Origin of the sequence: Pseudobacter sp. (genome assembly GCF_051955275.1) — a bacterium.
Lineage (GTDB): Bacteria > Bacteroidota > Bacteroidia > Chitinophagales > Chitinophagaceae > Pseudobacter.
In genome coordinates, this window is the sequence record NZ_JBQCGW010000126.1 from 41,428 (window position 1) to 58,270 (window position 16,843).

A 16,843-nucleotide genomic window follows, 5' to 3' on the forward strand; every position below is an offset into this window, starting at 1 on the left:
CACTGCCGATATGGATGCAGACGCCATCGGAGGTTCAGTAAACCTGGTTACCCGCTCTACACCTAACTCATTCCGTCTCTCCGGTACACTGGCCGGTGGTTACAGCCCTATCCGCAACAATGGCTGGAATGGAACAGCCAGCATTGTTGCAGGTACACGCCTTCTCAAAGACAAAGTAGGTGTAATGTTCAGCGGTTCTTATAACAAGAACGTATTCGGATCAGATATGTGGAAGCTGTATGGAGCAAAGATGCCAATGGCAAACTCTTCATCAGCGATCATGATGTTCGTGTGTATGATGAAATGCGCATACGCAGAAGTACTGCTGCTACCATCGACTGGAAGATCAACGCACTGCATACCATCACCGCTACCGGCAGCTACAACTGGCGTGATGACAAAGAAAACCGTTTCCGCCTCCGCCACCGCTACCGCGGTGATGCTGATGAACCAAATCCGGCAGAACTCATCTATGATGGAAAAGGTGAGATCACCGGTTACACCAATGGTGAAGTGCTCCGTCAGACCAAAGGGGGCCTCGATAACAAACGAAACGACAACCGCCGTCTGGAAGACCAGCGCGTTCGCTCAGTAGCACTGAAAGGAGATCATATCTTCGGCAGGCTGCGCACCAACTGGAGCGTACAATACGCCAAAGCTTCTGAAAAAAGACCTCATGAAAGGTATTTCGCTATGGGCCGCCGGAATATCACGGTGAACCAGCATATCGCAGATCCGGAAACTCCGTTGACCAGCGATAACCTTCCTCTCACTTCGTACACCCGTTTGAGTGAGCTCACTGAGCAGTTCCAGGACCAGTATGAGCGTGACCTGAACGCCAAACTGAACGTTGAATATCCTTTAAGCCTTATTCCCAATCAGAAAGGATGGCTGAAAGCAGGCGCCCGTCTGAGAAACAAAAAGAAAGAGCGCAACAACAATTTCTTTGAATATGATCCTGCTACCAGCTTCGGCAATATCAGCCTGCTGCCACTAATCGACAAAACAAACGGCGATTTCTACCCAGGCAGCAAGTATGTAGCCGGACAGTTCATCGATCCGAAATATCTTGGTCGTCTTGATCTCAAGAACGCTGCCCTCTTTGAAGAAAGCGATGCTCCCGGTGAATATCTCTCCGGCAATTACAGCGCCAAAGAAGTGGTAACTGCAGGTTACCTGATGCTGAAACAGGACATCACTGAGAAATTCTCTGTGAATCTCGGCGTTCGCGTTGAGCACACCAATATCAACTACACCGGTAATATCGTGGAAGATGAAGAGGTGTTCAAAGGTCAGGCTCAGCTGAAGAACAACTATACCAACGTTCTTCCCAACGTGAACCTGAAATACCGTTTCAACAACTACTTTGTGATGAAGGCTGCCTGGACCAACAGCATTGCACGTCCCAAGTATTTCGACCTGGTACCTTACTTCAATGTTAAGCCCGGTGATAATGAGCTTGCTGCCGGTAACCCTGCACTGGAGCCTGTTAAGTCCTCCAACCTCGACCTTATGGCTGAGTACTACTTCAAATCAGTAGGTATCGTTTCAGCAGGAGTGTTCTACAAGAAACTGGATGGCTTCTTCTATACTTATATCGACAACAATTACACAACCAACAAATTTGCAGGCAACTTCCCCGGTGTGAACAACCCGATCGCTCCCGGCGACAACTGGTATTTCTCACAACGCCGCAACGGTCAGGGTGCTGATGTATATGGATTTGAAGTGGCAGCACAACGCCAGCTGGATTTCCTCCCGGGCTTCTGGAAAGGATTCGGCGTATACCTCAACTACACTTACACGCATTCAAAAGCCAAAGGTATTTACGATGCTGACGGAGAACTCGTTCGCAGCAATGTTAAACTCCCAGGCGCCGCACCCAATATTTACAACGCTTCACTCAGCTACGAGAACAAGCGCGTTTCAGCCCGCATCTCTGCCAACTTCACTTCTTCTTATGTTGACGACAGTGATGATGCAGGTTACAATGCAGACAGCTTCTACGACAGGTACTACGACAAACAATTCTTCCTGGATGCCAACGCTTCTTACGCCATCACTTCCAAATGGAGGATCTTTGCTGAGGCCAACAATCTCACCAACCAGCCTCTCCGTTACTACCAGGGGGAGAAGAACAGAACAGCACAGGTTGAATACTACGGGCCGAAATTCAACATGGGTGTGAAATTCGACCTCGTAAAATAAATTATATTTAAACATTAAAAGAAACTGTTGATGAAGCATACGATTGTATCACTGATGGTTATTGCTGCATTGGGTTGCGGCACACAGAAGAAGTTGTCCCTGGATCCCAATGCGCTGAAACCTGCAGTGGTAACGGAAAAAGTATCCTTTGACACGGATGATCCTGCGATCTGGATCCACCCCACAGATAGATCCAAAAGCCTGATCATCGGAACAGATAAAGAAACAGGTGGCGGCCTCTACGCATTCGATCTCCATGGAAAGATCGTTGGTAAAGCAGTAGGCATGCTTCGTCCTAACAATGTGGATATTGCCTACGGCGTGAAGCTGGGCGGTAAAAGCGTTGATGTGGCCGTGGTTACCGAAAGAGAGTCCAACAAGCTCCGCTTTTATTCACTGCCCGGCATGAAGGAGATCGGAAACGGACTGGAAGTTTTTTCCGGTGAAACTGCCAGAAGCCCGATGGGAGTTGCAGTGTACACACGCCCATCAGACAATGCCATCTATGTTATAGTTGGAAGAAAGACCGGTCCTTCCGGCAGCTATCTCTGGCAATACCGTTTGTTTGAAGAAAAAGGAAACCTGGCCATGGAGCTGAGACGCAAGTTCGGTAATTTCAGCGGCAAGAAAGAGATAGAGAGCATTGCCGTTGACAATGAGAACGGTTACGTGTACTATTCCGATGAGCAGGCAGGTATTCATAAATATTATGCAGATCCGGTAAAGGGAAATGAAGAACTGGCTTTCTTTGGTCAGACCGATTTTGCTTCGGATCTGGAAGGCATTTCTTTCTACAAATTCCCTGATGGCACAGGTTATATCCTGGTGTCTGACCAGCAGCGCAACCGTTTCAATATCTACGCAAGGGAAGGAAGCAATGGCAACCCTCATGCACATACGCTGATCACCAGCCTGCCTTTTTCCACACAGGAGAGTGATGGCAGCGAAACCACCAGCATCAGCCTGCCCGGTTTCCCCGGCGGACTGTTTGTGGCCATGAGCACAGACCGTACTTTCCAGTATTACCGTTGGGCGGATATTGCAGCAGCAGCAGGACTGCGAACTTATAACGCAGAGAAATAAACTTTACCTGAAACAACCAACAACAAGGCCGCTCACATTGTGGGCGGCTTTTTTATGCTACGTAAATGGAGTGTTCGAGCAGATCCTGCGCTATTTTGTTAATAGCATTACGGAGTTTGTTCGCCTGTTCATTGGAGGGATATTTCACGCCACTTGCGTACTGACGGACCAGGCCTGGGTTTAGTCCGGCAAACTTAGCAACAGATGTTATGTTGAGGTAGTCATGTTCCTGAAAATAAGCCTGAAGATCATAGCTGAATTCAAAGTCAAGTTTGTTGACGTCTATCTTCTTCCAGAATTTATCATTCCTACCTTCGTGTTTTACATAATCCCTGATCAGCTCTTTCAGGTTCTCGATCACCTCCCAGGTGTTATTGCCGTAGGGGGTGGGCGTAAAACTTCCACGGTTTTCAACTCTTCCCCACAATACGCCATCATGCTTTTCAATGATGATATCAAGTTTGGTTGAAATGGAATTTGATTTCATAATAAACAATTTTGATTGAAATACTCTGCTGGAATGATATCCATTACTTTCTAAGTTTCCGTAAGAGAGCATAAGTAAGTCTTATTCCAACCTCTTTGCTTCCATGAAACGGAACCGATACTATTTCACCAGTAGCAGGATTGCGGAAAATTTTATGACTTCCGGATTGCCGGATTTCAATCCAACCAGCATGCCGGTACAGCCTGACTAAGCTCTGAACTCTTCATGTAATCATTTTTAGATGTTCAAATTGGTCAGGATGTATTTCTGGTATGTAACACAAAAATAAAAGGTAGCAATTAAGCTACCAAATAAAAGTAACGAAATTGCTACCCGAAAAAGGTCAAAGTTTTTGAAACATCTTTATGCACATAGTTATTTACCCTTTTACTAATATTAACCACATTTTTAAAAATGTGGTTAATATTAGTAAAAAGAGCTTCAACTACGGGCAAACAAAAAGCACCGGAATATACCACCGGTGCCTCTCTTTGTTTAATTTGTTTATTTTACTTCTTCCCCTTCGCCAACTCCTTATACCGCTTCAACGCCTCTATATAATAATAGTCCGCATAAGTGATCCCCACATTGATCTCAGACTTAGCCGGCAAATGCCCTACAGAATGCTCTATTATAAACCCGCCATTCGTTCCGGGCGCCGCAGTATAATTAGCCGTTGACAAAGAACGCAGGATCTTATCTGCCGCCAAGAAGTACTTATTCGCTTGTTCCTTACCGGTATATTTACATAATTCCAGCAAGCCGGCTGCAATGATCGCTCCTGCAGATGCATCCCTGAATGCATGGGGAATATCAGGCGCATTGTAATCCCAGTAAGGAATACCATCTTCAGGCAGATTCTTATGATCCAGCACATAATCAGCGATCTTCTCCGCCATTTGTAAATACACAGGATCCTTCGTCTCACGATAGGTCATGGTATAGCCGTAAAGCCCCCATGCCTGTCCACGTGCCCAGGCAGAACCATCGGCATACCCCTGCGCAGTTTTTCTTTCCCTCACTGCTCCTGTGTTCTTATCATAATTCACTACGTGATAAGAGCTGTTATCATCTCTGAAATGATGCTTCATGGTGGTATTTGCATGGGTGGTTGCTATTTTATAAAAAGAAGAATCACCGGACACCTTCGTTGCATAGAACAACAATTCAAGGTTCATCATATTATCTATGATCACGATAAAGTCTGAACTGTCTTTTGAATTCCAGGATTTGATACACCCCACTGCCGGATTGAACCGGGTGCTGAGAGAAGCAGCACTCTTCAGCAGAATGCTTTTTGTATCATCGGAAGGGAACATCCTTTGAAGATTTCCAAAGCTGCAATACATCATGAATCCTAAATCATGCGTGCTTGTATTGTATTGCTCTTTCTCCAGCACTTTTAAGATGCGTTGCGTTTCTATCAGCAGGGATTTATCTTTTGTCTGCTCATACAGATACAGCAAACTGCCCGGATAAAATCCGCTGCACCACCAGCCGCTGTTGCTGGTTTCAAATTTCTTAAAAGCAGGATTGTAATTCTTCGGGAATTTATCCGAAGGCAGTTCTCTCATCATCACTCTATACTGCGCAGCACCTTTTGCAAAGGCAACAGGGATGCTTTTCAACAACTGCTTGTTGTAAGGGAACTGCTGTGCAGTTGATTCAGAGGTACAAGCGACCATCAGGAAAAACACCAGGAAAACAGAAAAAGAAAAAGCTCTCATGTACGTGTAAGTTTATGGAATGAAAGATAATTCTTCCTAAATTCATTTTCAAACCAAAACTGCATTTCTATTTGGTTCACTGAAACCTTATTACTGCAATGAAGTCACTGAGTAGTTTCCTCCTTTGCTTGCTGTTGGGCAAACTCTGTTTCGCCCAGAATCAGATCGGGTTACCCCAGATCGTGAATTACCAGAGTTATGAATATAAAGCCGGCGTGCAGAACTGGGCCATTGAGCAGGATGTGAATGGCATACTCTATTTCGGCAACAGCGAAGGCCTGCTCAGCTTCGATGGAAAATTCTGGAGAAAGTACCAGCTTCCCAATCAGACAGTGATCCGCTCCCTCAAGATCAGTTCAAACGGCCGCATCTATGTAGGTGGTCAATCCGAGATCGGTTACTTCTTTCCCGATGCTACTGGCAAACTCACCTATAACAGCCTCAACTCTTTACTACCGGAAGAAGAAAGGAAATTCCCCGATATCTGGAATCTTGTAGTAGCCCGCGATCAGGTTTTTTTCCGCGCACGTAACAAGATCATCCACTACAAAGACGGGATCATGAACGTATACAAACCCGGTACCAAGTGGGATTTCCTGGGTGAAGCCAACCAGCACATATACGCACAGGAACACAGCAAAGGACTGCTGGTGTATGACGATGGCGTATGGAAACCAGTATGTAACCACCCTGTACTTGACGTAACACCTATTACGTCAGTCACGGATCTGGGTGGCGACAGCGTGCTGGTTACCACATTCCGGAACGGGCTCTTTGTACTTTATAATAATACACTCGTTCCTAAAAAAACAAGTGCCGATGAGGTATTCATGAATGACCGCATTTACTGCACAGCAAAAGTGAACAGCGACTGGATGGCTTTCGGCACCAATTCATCAGGCGTGGTGGTGCTCAACAGGAACGGAGAGCATGTGCAGACTTACTCCTACCGCGAAGGATTGCAGAAGAACAATATCCGCAGTCTCCTGCTCGATCGTAACAGGAATCTATGGATCGGACTGGATGACGGCATCGATCAGGTGGCCATCAACAGTGCCGTGAAATATATCTATCCGGATAAAACAAAACAGGTCACTGGTTACGCCACCCGTATCTTCAATAATAAACTCTACATTGGTACGTCAAACGGTTTATACTCCACTACAATCTCCCCTACAGCAAAGGACCTGAGTCAGGCTGCCGGCTACTTTACGGAGGTTGACAATACCACAGGGCAGGTTTGGAACCTCGATGAGATCAACAACCACCTGCTGGTGGGTCATGAAGACGGCGCCATGGTGGTAAAGAACAATTCAGCCCACAAGCTCTACAATACCATAGGGTCCTGGCTTTTCAGGCCTGCATCGCCTGTTTACCCTTCTTCAAATATTCTCGCAGGTACTTACACAGGCCTTCGCGTGATCAGTTTTGTGAATGATCAGTTTGTGGACCGTGGCAGCCTAGGCGGATTGATAGAGTCACTGCGCTTCATGAGCTTCGACAGTAATACCAGAACCCTCTGGGCCTCACATCCCAACAGGGGTGTTTTCAGGATCTTATTATCGCCCGACTTTTCCGCTATTGCGCAAATCAGTTTGCTGGGAACGAAGGAAGGACTGCCCGCTGATAACGGCAATTATATTTTCCGCATCAAGAACCGCATTCTCAGCACCAGCGTTGACGGCGTATATGAGTTCGATGCAGCCAGGAACCGCTTTGTAATGAGCCCTCTGCTCAATCCCATATTCAAAGGGATGAATATCCAGTATTTGCATGAAGACGGCCGGGGAAATATCTGGTTCGTTTCCAACAAAAGACTGGGCGTGGTGGATTTTCAGAAACCTTCCAGTGGCTGGAATTATACCATCCAGTATTTCCCTGAACTCAACGGCATTGTACTGGCGGGATACGAGAGCATCTACTCCCTCAACGAAGAGAATATTTTCATCGCTGCCAATAAAGGCATCATACATCTCAACTATAAAAAGTACTGCGAGCAACAGAATAAACCTGATATACTGCTGAGTCAGGTAAGGGTACCAGGACAGAAAGACAGCATCCTCTTCGGGGGGTATGCGCAATCATCAGGTGCTGTTGTGCCTTTTAAAGAGAATAAAATACAGCAACTGTCCGCTCACCTGAACTCACTCCACTTTGAATATTCCAGTACGCTTTTTGAACAGATGCGGAATATCGAATTCTCATATATTCTGCGTGGTTTCGATAAGGACTGGAGCCACTGGAGCAATCGCAGTGAGAAAGACTATACCAACCTGCCTCCCGGCAAGTACAGTTTTATGGTGAAGGCACGCAATCACAAAAGAAATGAATCCTCTGTAGTGAGCTACCAGTTTGAAGTGGAGCGCGCCTGGTTCAACAGCTACTGGATCTATACCCTGTACACGCTGCTTGCCCTGGGCGCCATCTGGTTCATCTTCCGCTGGCAGCAGAAAAAACACCGGAAGGAAAGAGAGCACCAGCGCTATCTCCACCAGCTGGAACTGGACAGTAATGAGAAAGAAATGGTGGAGCTCCGCAACCGGAAGCTGGAAACCGACCTCAATTTCAAGAACAGGGAACTGCTGACCATGACCATCAACCTGGCGCAGCGGGGCGAAGTACTGGGTAAGATCCGGGAAAGCGTCAGTTCCCTAATCAAAAAGGATAATTCCAACGACAACACACCCACCTACAAGAACCTCCTCCGCCTGATCAGGGAGGTGGAGAAAACGAATGAAGACTGGGACAAATTCGCCATCCACTTCAACAGTGTGAATATGGACTTCTTCAATACTTTGAAGGAAAGGTACCCCGATCTAACTCCCAACGAACTGAAACTTTGCGCCTACCTGCGGATGAACCTCAGCTCAAAAGAGATTGCCCAGTTGCTCAATATCACTCTCAAAGGAGTGGAGGTTGCCAGGTACCGTCTCAGGAGAAAACTGCAACTGAAACCTGAGGTACTGCTGCCGGAATTCCTCAGCAACCTCCCGAAACAAGGGGATGCCGGCGGTAGCGGTCACTACTCTTAATGATCCCTCTAAAATTCTGTTCTTCAATTATTTGACACTACAGTGTAGGGGCACTGTAGTGCCTGGTTGAAGTAGTATTCAATCAAAATTGATTGTGTAGGGTTAAAGTAGTGCCTGTTCATTTCCGGGGCTACTACCTGCCAGCATATTTTTATAACGCACGTGAGATTCTTTTTACAGACTGCTCATTTTCCTCCATCAGTTTATCAACCAAAACCTCTCAGGTATTTTTTAAACGATTAAGACTAATTGCCATGCTTCAAAAATTTAGCCTTCCAAGTAATGCTGCAGTGGATAAGCACCCTCGCTTATCGGCTGTCATCCGGCAGCTTTCGATTGTCTGGCTGCTTATCCTTTGTTTTTCAACCCAACTGCTTGCGCAGGGTACTTCCATTTCAGGAACCGTGAAAGACGATAAGGGAAATCCCTTAGCTGGTGTTGCGGTGAACGTGAAAGGTACAGGTACCGGGAGTACTACAGGTTCAGATGGAAAATACTGGATCAATGCCGCTCCAAATGCCACACTGGTTTTCTCTCATGTTGGATTTACCGCCCAGGAAGTGGCGGTGAACAACAGGACCTCCATCGATGTCACCCTGGTACAGGCAGACCAGTCGCTCGACCAGGTGGTAGTGATAGGTTATGGTACCGCCCGGAAAGGAGATATCACCGGTTCCATTTCCTCCGTTAGCTCTAAAGATCTCAAAGCGGTGCCCGCGGCATCACTCTCCCAGGCGCTTACTGGTCGTGCTGCCGGTGTGAGAGTAGGTACAGCTTCCAATATGCCCGGTGGTGGCATATCCATCCGTATCCGTGGTGGCAACTCCATCCAGGGTGGTAACGAACCACTCTACGTAGTGGATGGCTATCCGCTGTACAACGAGAACGGCCCTGCCATCAACCCGAACGATATAGAATCCGTGGAGATACTGAAAGATGCATCCGCTACCGCTATCTACGGTTCACGCGGCGCCAATGGTGTAGTGATCATCACCACCAAAAGAGGCAAGGCCGGCAGGAACCAGATCCAGTTTGAATCTTATTACGGCATTCAGAAACTGCGGAAGAAAATTCCCATGCTCAATGCAGAACAACTGGCCACTGTGATCAATGAAGGCGTAGCCAATGTGAACAAAGACAACGTGGGCAATCCCGGTTTCCCTAAAGCACTTCCTTTTACAGAAGAACAGATCAAAGCGTTCGGCGTGGGAACTGACTGGCAGGATGCCATCTATCGGGAAGCACCTATTCAGAACTACCAGCTCACCTTCTCCGGCGGCACTGATAAATCGCAGTATGCCGTATCTGGCAACTACTTCGAGCAACAGGGTATCGTTATCAATACAGGATACAGCAGGGGATCCGTTCGCCTGAACCTGGACCAGGAGATCAATAAAAGACTCAAGCTCGGCGTGAGCGCAACGGTCAGCCGCAGCAAAGGCAATATGGTGAACACCGATGGGGATGGTGGTGGCGGTGCCGGTGTTGTATACGGTGCATTGAACTTCTCTCCTACCGTGCCCATCTTCAATGCAGACGGCACTTACACCATCAACAACAGACCTGGTGGCGGTATCCTCATCAGCAATCCTGTAGCACTGGCCAACGAAGTACAGAATGTGAACGTTGCCACCAGGGGCATTGGCAATGCCACACTCGAGTACAAGATCATGGAAGGACTGTACATCAAAACCCTGCTCGGTACCAACTTCAGGTATGAAAAGAGCAATACCTATCTGCCGCGTACTGTGTACTCCGGACAAGCCAACAATGGTACTGCCAGCATCTACTCACAGCAGTATGCAGAATGGCTGAACGAAAACACGCTCTCATACCGTAAAACATTTGCAGATATTCACCGCGTAAACGCGGTGGTTGGTTATACATTCCAGAACGGAAACTTTGAAGATGTGCGCGCCAATGCACAGAACTTCGCCAATGATATCCTGCTGTACAATAACCTGGGCACTGCACAGCAGACCAACACCGGCGCTTCCAACAAGAATGAGTGGATGCTGCAGTCGTGGATCGCACGTGTGAACTATGATTATGATGGCAAGTACCTGCTGACACTTACCGGCCGCCGCGACGGCTCCTCCCGTTTCGGTGAAGGCAACAAATACGCTTTCTTCCCATCGGGCTCTGTGGCCTGGCGCGTCTCCAACGAGAATTTCATGAGTGGCATCAGCTATATCAGCGACCTGAAACTCCGCGCCAGTTATGGTTTAACGGGCAACCAGGAGATCGGTCAGTTCCAGTCGCTCGGCGCCCTGGGTACACAGAATTACAACTTCGGGAATGTGCTCTCCGTTGGTTACGCACCCAACCGTGTAGGCAATCCCAATCTTAAATGGGAATCCACTTCCCAGCTCGATTTCGGTCTGGATGTCAGTCTCTTCAATAACCGCGTGCAGTTGACGGCAGATTATTACCAGAAGAAAACAAGAGACCTGCTCTATAATGTGAGCCTGCCCATTACTACCGGCTACAGTACTTCACTACAGAATATCGGCAAGGTGAACAACACAGGGTTTGAACTCACCCTGAACACCACCAACTTCTCAGGTAAGGATTTTGAGTGGACCACCAGTTTCAATATTGCCTGGAACAAAAACGAGATCATCGATCTGGGAGCAGTAACAGGTGATATTCCTGTAGGTGGCGCAAGCGGTCACCTTCAGCTGGCCAACTCCGGCATCCTTCGGGTAGGCGCTCCCGTTGGAGTCTTCTTCGGACTGATCACAGACGGCATCTTCCAGAATGCCGATGAAATTGCCAAGTCTGCCCAGAAAAATGCCAAAGTGGGCGAACGCCGCTATGTGGATGTAAAGCCGGATGGCGTGATCAACTCTTCTGACCGCGTGATCCTGGGTAAAGCACAGCCTGATTATTTCTACGGCTTCACCAATAACTTTTCTTACAAAGGCGTAGACCTCTCCGTATTCTTCCAGGGAGTTCATGGCAACAGCATTTTCAATATCAACCGTTTTGAACAGGAAAGTATGACAGGTGTGAGCAACCAGTCAACCGCTGTTCTCGATCGCTGGACACCTACCAATCCCAGCCAGGTAATTCCCCGCGCTGCTTCTGTTGGTTCACCTTACCAGGTCACCAGCAGACAGGTGGAAGATGGTTCCTACCTGCGGTTGCGCAATATCCAGCTTGGTTACAATTTCCCGCAGCAGCTGCTGAAAAAAGCAGGCCTCACCGCTGTGAGAGTGTATGTAAGCGGACAAAACCTCTGGACCAAAACCAACTATTCCGGTTACGATCCTGAAGTGAGCCGCTTCAACCAGGAAACGCTGAGCCAGGGTATCGATTATGGCAGCTATCCTGCTTACAAAGCAGTATTGGTTGGACTCAACATCACGCTTTAATTCCTCACAGCTCAAAACTATTATCATGAAACGCATTCTATTTATATTCGGAACGTTGCTGGTAACAGTCAGTGGTTGCCGCAAACTCGACGAAAATCCGGCTAACTTCATCTCCCCTGAAAACTTCTATCGTACACGCAGCGATGCCATAGCAGCAGTAACGGCCGCTTATGCCCCTGTACGTAACAACGGTTTCGTTACCCGTAACTATGCCATCCTGGGAGAGATCACTACAGACAATATGTTCCCGCTGCCCAATAACAATGACCGTGTGCAGCTCGACAACTATGTTCATACACCACAGAACGGTATCCTCCGCGAAACCTGGACCAATTTCTACCAGGGTATTGCATATGCAAACAACGTGATAGACCGCGTGCCGGCCATCCAGATGGATGAGAACCTGCGCGCCAGGCTTGTTGGTGAAGCGCAGTTCCTCCGCGCTTTTTATTATTATCACCTGGTACGCTTGTTCGGCGATCTGCCCCTGGTGACCAAAGCGCTGAAGTCGCTCGCAGACCTTGACTACCCCAAACGCAGTCCCAAAGCGGATGTGTACAAAGTGATCATCGATGACCTGAAAGCGGCGGAAGCCGTGCTGCCTCCCTCCTATACCGGGGCAGATCAGGGACGCGCCACCAGGGGCGCCGCAAAAGCATTCCTGGCCAGCGTTTACCTCACGCTGAAACAATACCAGCAGGCTGCAGACAAAGCGGCTGAAGTGATGGCGCCCGGTTCAGGATACGGCTTATGGGATAACTACCTGGATGTGTATGATATCAAGAATGAGTTTGGGAAAGAAGCCATCTTCGATGCACAATTTGTGAGCGGGCCGGCAGGTCAGGGTGGTAACCTCATCGCATTCTTTGCACAGGAAAACAACTCTGTGGGTGGTCGCGGTTTCGGCTCCTTCCAGCCTACTCAGGAATTGTATGATGCATTCCAGGCAACAGACAAACGTAAAGTGGTATTCTTCAGTAAGGGAACAGACAACAAATATTATTGCAACAAATGGATAGATGCCGATGCAAAAACAGAGAACCAGTCTGACAATAACTATCCGCTGATGCGGTATGCCACGGTGGTGCTCACTTTTGCAGAAGCATACAATGAAGTACATACTCCTGTTGACGACAACGATGCTTACAAAGCCATCAACAGTATCCGCCAGCGAGCAGGCCTGCCGCTGTTTTCAGGACTCACACAAAACCAACTGAGGGATAGCATCCTGAATGAAAGAAGACTGGAGCTTTGCTTTGAAGGAGAGCGCTGGTTTGACCTGGTGCGCACCGGCTTATTGGAATCAACGCTCAAGGCCAAGGGCAATAACAACATCAAACCTTTCCATGTACTTTTCCCTGTACCACAGTTTGAGATAGACCTCAACCCGAATCTCAAACCACAGAACCCGGGTTATCCTGATTAAAGAAGCAGGTTTTATTTATAGATCGATGAAAGGCTGACCGTACAGGTTGGCCTTTCTCATTTTATCAGCGTGTGCCAAATCGCTCGCGTCCCCGACTTCTGGCCGCACTCTGAGTATTTTCAATACCTTTAGCAACTAATCAACAACCTGGCAAATATGAAATTGTTACTGAAACACACAGCCGCACTGCTTTCCATCTCCCTTATCATGGCAAGCTGCGGAGGCAATGGCACACCCAAAGAAACATCAACCACCGATTCTGTTACCAATACAGATCCTGTTCCTCCACCCACAGAAGAACAGGGTATAGTTGAACCCGTTGCTCCCACTGCAGATTGCATGATGAGCGCGAGCCTGGGCGCACGCAGCTGGAAAGCATCCGGAGTAACCGTTAACCAGATCAATGAGCATCTCACCATCAGCCACGACGGAGATTATTCCGATTCCACCGACATCCACAATCTCCAGATCATGATTCACAATTACAAAGGCCCCGGCACCTACAAATTCACGGGTGATGGCAATTGTACATTCTCCGTTGGTCTTACCCAAACTGATACCTATCTCACTTCTCACGAAGGCAGCGCAGGTTCCATCACTGTTGCAGAACACAAGGACAGTATTTTCAAAGCCACCTTCAGCTTCAAGGGCGCCAACAATGATGGCACACCTAAATTCCTGGAAGTAAGCAAAGGAGTGATCAGAGCAAAGGATGGCGGCAACTGCCGCGTGCAGGGAGTGATCAATAAATAATTTTTATACCCATCATAACAAACAAAGGCCCCGGTAACAGAACGGGGCCTTTTGCTTATTACTACTACATGAGAAAATTCGTCAGCCGATAATATCCAGGATCTTTTCATTTTCAATGATCATCATTCCATGCCTGTCTGAAGTAATACCCGGCTGCATCCTGTACGTGTATCGTGGAATATGTCCTTCCATCACCGTTGGCAGGAAGAAGAATTGCAGGTTGGGATTTTTCTCCTGCAATACAGTTCCCACTTCAATGATATGCGTTGAAATGATAAAGGCACAATTCCGGTAAGCAGCGAATGCTTCCGCGCAGGCAAGCGTAGCATCGTATGCATCCTTCACATTGGTGCCTTTGAACAATTCATCAAAGATCACCAGCAGGTCTTTCTTAGTGGCTACCTCTTTGGCTACATTCTTTACACGAAGTACTTCCGCATAAAAATGGCTGTATCCCATATCCAGGTTATCCGGCACATTGATGCTGGAGAAAATACCATCTCGTACAGAAAAGCGCATGGACCTGGCCGCTACCGGGAATCCCATATGCGCCATGTAAACCGCTACCCCAAAGGATTTCATGAAGGTGGATTTGCCGGCCATATTAGCCCCGGTCAGGAAAAGCATATTGCTGTGTGCTTCCAGGGTCAGGTCGTTGCCGATGGCTTTGTCCAGTCCCGGATGACGGCAATCCTTCACATCGATGATACGCTCTCCGTGGGGCAGGGCTTCTGCGTACACGAAACTTTTTTCCCTTGCCACATCGGCTACGGCAATACAAACATCCACCAGGTAGATGAGTTGCAGGAATGCCTTCATATCATCATGAAGCGAATTGCGCAACTGATGATCATGATTAGCTACCTGCAACCCGTTCAGACTACCTTCCTGTACCGGCTGCATCAACCAGGAAAGCTTTCCATGGCTATACAATTGGTGAAAAGCCTTGAGTTCATCCTGCAGCGGGTTATCAGGTTGATCGATCTGCTGGAAGAATGCATGCCATTGCCGCAGCAATCCGATAGTGGTGTAAAATCCTTTATTGAACAACTGGTATTCCTGCATAAGTCCCATCGCTTTCAGGGATCTTCTTCTCGATACCTGCAGGGCATTGCTCACCCATCCCTGTCCGCCACCGGAGAGCAGGTAGGTTTCCATTACACCGAATTCTTCCGTATCAACAGGAAACTGCCAGGCCTTCCTTTGAAAATACTGGAAGATTGAACTCCGTCTGTTGATCTCCTTTTCATTGGTGAGCGGATGATTGAACATACTGTCCATCAGCTGCGCGCCGCCATGTGTACGGGTCTGATTGAAGATGCTGTACAGGGAATTATTCTTGTACCGGCCCCTGATATTGAGATCGTCCAGTGTCTGATTATCTGCAATGAATGCCATACGTAATTAATTATTGAGTCCCTCCTTCAGGATATCGATGATGCCCTCATTATTGATGATCACCATACCATGCCTGTCTTCTGTAATGCCTTTCTCCAGCTGGTAAGTATACACGGGCTTCTGCCCCTGCATCTTTGTGGGAAGGAAAACGAAATTGATATTGTTGTATTTCGGCATCAGGGTATCGCCTGCTTCCATGATATGGGTGCTCACGATGAACATGCAATTGGTTTTGCGTGCAAAAGCGCCGGTGATGGCCACAGTGGCTTCATAGGCATCCTTTACATTGGTGCCCCGGAAAAGCTCATCGAAGATGACGAAGATATTCCTGTTGGCATGGAGCTGTTCTGCCACCTTCTTCACACGCAGCACTTCTGCATAAAAATGACTATGTCCCACATTGAGGTTATCACTGAGATTGATGGTAGTGAACATGCCATCGCGTACGGAAAACTGCATCTTCTCTGCCGCCACGGGAAATCCCATATGCGCCAAAAAGAGGGCAATACCCAGTGATTTCATGAAAGTGGATTTGCCTGCCATGTTTGCTCCCGTAAGAAACACCACATTGCCACCGGGTGTGATGGAAATGGTATTGCCAATGGGCTTATCCAGCTGCGGGTGGTATACATTGGTAAGATGGATGCTGTGCAGCTCCTTGTTGATGGCTTCCGGAAAGATGAAACTCCTTTCGGTAGCAACTCCGGCAACAGAAATGTATACATCCATGGTATATACATGATAGAGCAGGGTCTTCACTTTATCAAGGTGCTGGTAACGGAACAATTTATCCAGCTGGGAATTGTCTTCAAAGGAGATCTTTGAACCCGGCTTTCTTTCGAATACCGGTTGCCAGGCTTCCGATTCCAGGATCTCCTGCATCAGCTGCAAGTCAGTCCTGTAAGTGCTTACAGCAGAATCTGCCAACAATTCACTGATCAGCTTTTTCAGCGCATGGGATACTTCCACCAGTGATGATACGCCCTTGGCCAGCAGCTGGTATTCCGTATCCGAACCGATCAGTGTTTTGAATTTCCTTTCCAGTGTATTGTTCTCGTGCGCCAGCTGGCTACGTTCATCAGTATTGCTGAGGTATTGCTCGATGGCATCGAACTGCTCACTTCGGAAAGGGAACTGCTGTTTGCGCTGCTGAAAATACCGGATGATACTGGCACGCCGGTTAATGGCATCCGTATCAGAAAGAGGGTAGCGGAACATTTGTTCCAGTTGTTCCGCTCCTCCTCTGGAACAGGTACGGTTAAAAATGGAATAGACGGACTGTTTGCCTCTTTTTCCGAAAATATTCAGATCGTCGAGCGTCTGTTTATCTGTAATGAAGTTCATGGTATGTT

11 protein-coding genes are annotated in these 16,843 nt (G+C 47.8%); 6 read left to right on the plus strand and 5 right to left on the minus strand.

Features of this window, described 5'->3' with window-relative positions; all coding sequences use genetic code 11:
- Positions 1–228 precede the first annotated feature (228 nt).
- Together ACTHMC_RS10695 and ACTHMC_RS10700 are read left to right on the plus strand one after the other, a co-directional pair.
- Entirely contained in the window at positions 229–2,208 is a 1,980-nt protein-coding gene (locus tag ACTHMC_RS10695) for a TonB-dependent receptor (RefSeq protein WP_440413106.1), read from the plus strand.
- A 30-nt stretch (positions 2,209–2,238) separates the two neighbouring features.
- Positions 2,239–3,291 (plus strand): phytase, encoded by a 1,053-nt coding sequence (locus ACTHMC_RS10700; protein ID WP_440413107.1) that lies wholly within the window; start codon positions 2,239–2,241, stop codon positions 3,289–3,291.
- Between the two features lie 52 nt (positions 3,292–3,343).
- Here the strand turns inward: ACTHMC_RS10700 and ACTHMC_RS10705 are convergent, their stop codons facing one another.
- The 3 genes from ACTHMC_RS10705 to ACTHMC_RS10715 all read right to left on the minus strand — a co-directional run bounded on the left by ACTHMC_RS10705 (position 3,344) and on the right by ACTHMC_RS10715 (position 5,505).
- A complete protein-coding gene (locus ACTHMC_RS10705) occupies positions 3,344–3,778 on the minus strand; it encodes a hypothetical protein (RefSeq protein WP_440413108.1) in 435 nt (144 codons plus the stop codon).
- A gap of 43 nt (positions 3,779–3,821) precedes the next feature.
- Complete coding sequence (locus ACTHMC_RS10710; protein WP_440413127.1) at positions 3,822–3,980, minus strand: type II toxin-antitoxin system HicA family toxin; 159 nt, start codon at positions 3,978–3,980, stop codon at positions 3,822–3,824.
- Between the two features lie 307 nt (positions 3,981–4,287).
- Positions 4,288–5,505 (minus strand): glycoside hydrolase family 88 protein, encoded by a 1,218-nt coding sequence (locus ACTHMC_RS10715; protein ID WP_440413109.1) that lies wholly within the window; start codon positions 5,503–5,505, stop codon positions 4,288–4,290.
- A 98-nt stretch (positions 5,506–5,603) separates the two neighbouring features.
- On the opposite strand from ACTHMC_RS10715, the gene ACTHMC_RS10720 reads away from it, so the two are divergent.
- From ACTHMC_RS10720 to ACTHMC_RS10735, 4 genes are all read left to right on the plus strand, one after another.
- Positions 5,604–8,537, plus strand: coding sequence for a triple tyrosine motif-containing protein (locus tag ACTHMC_RS10720; protein ID WP_440413110.1), 2,934 nt, complete (start codon positions 5,604–5,606; stop codon positions 8,535–8,537).
- A gap of 254 nt (positions 8,538–8,791) precedes the next feature.
- A complete protein-coding gene (locus ACTHMC_RS10725; RefSeq protein WP_440413111.1) occupies positions 8,792–11,914 on the plus strand; it encodes a SusC/RagA family TonB-linked outer membrane protein in 3,123 nt (1,040 codons plus the stop codon).
- A 25-nt stretch (positions 11,915–11,939) separates the two neighbouring features.
- Positions 11,940–13,340 (plus strand): RagB/SusD family nutrient uptake outer membrane protein, encoded by a 1,401-nt coding sequence (locus tag ACTHMC_RS10730; protein WP_440413112.1) that lies wholly within the window; start codon positions 11,940–11,942, stop codon positions 13,338–13,340.
- A gap of 156 nt (positions 13,341–13,496) precedes the next feature.
- The gene (locus ACTHMC_RS10735; protein WP_440413113.1) at positions 13,497–14,093 is read left to right on the plus strand and encodes a DUF6252 family protein; all 597 of its coding nucleotides are present in this window, start codon (positions 13,497–13,499) and stop codon (positions 14,091–14,093) included.
- An 81-nt stretch (positions 14,094–14,174) separates the two neighbouring features.
- On the opposite strand, the gene ACTHMC_RS10740 is transcribed toward ACTHMC_RS10735, so the two are convergent.
- Complete coding sequence (locus ACTHMC_RS10740; RefSeq protein WP_440413114.1) at positions 14,175–15,491, minus strand: MutS-related protein; 1,317 nt, start codon at positions 15,489–15,491, stop codon at positions 14,175–14,177.
- A gap of 6 nt (positions 15,492–15,497) precedes the next feature.
- Positions 15,498–16,835: a MutS-related protein gene (locus ACTHMC_RS10745; RefSeq protein WP_440413115.1), complete on the minus strand. Its 1,338-nt coding sequence runs from the start codon at positions 16,833–16,835 to the stop codon at positions 15,498–15,500.
- Positions 16,836–16,843: the final 8 nt, after the last annotated feature.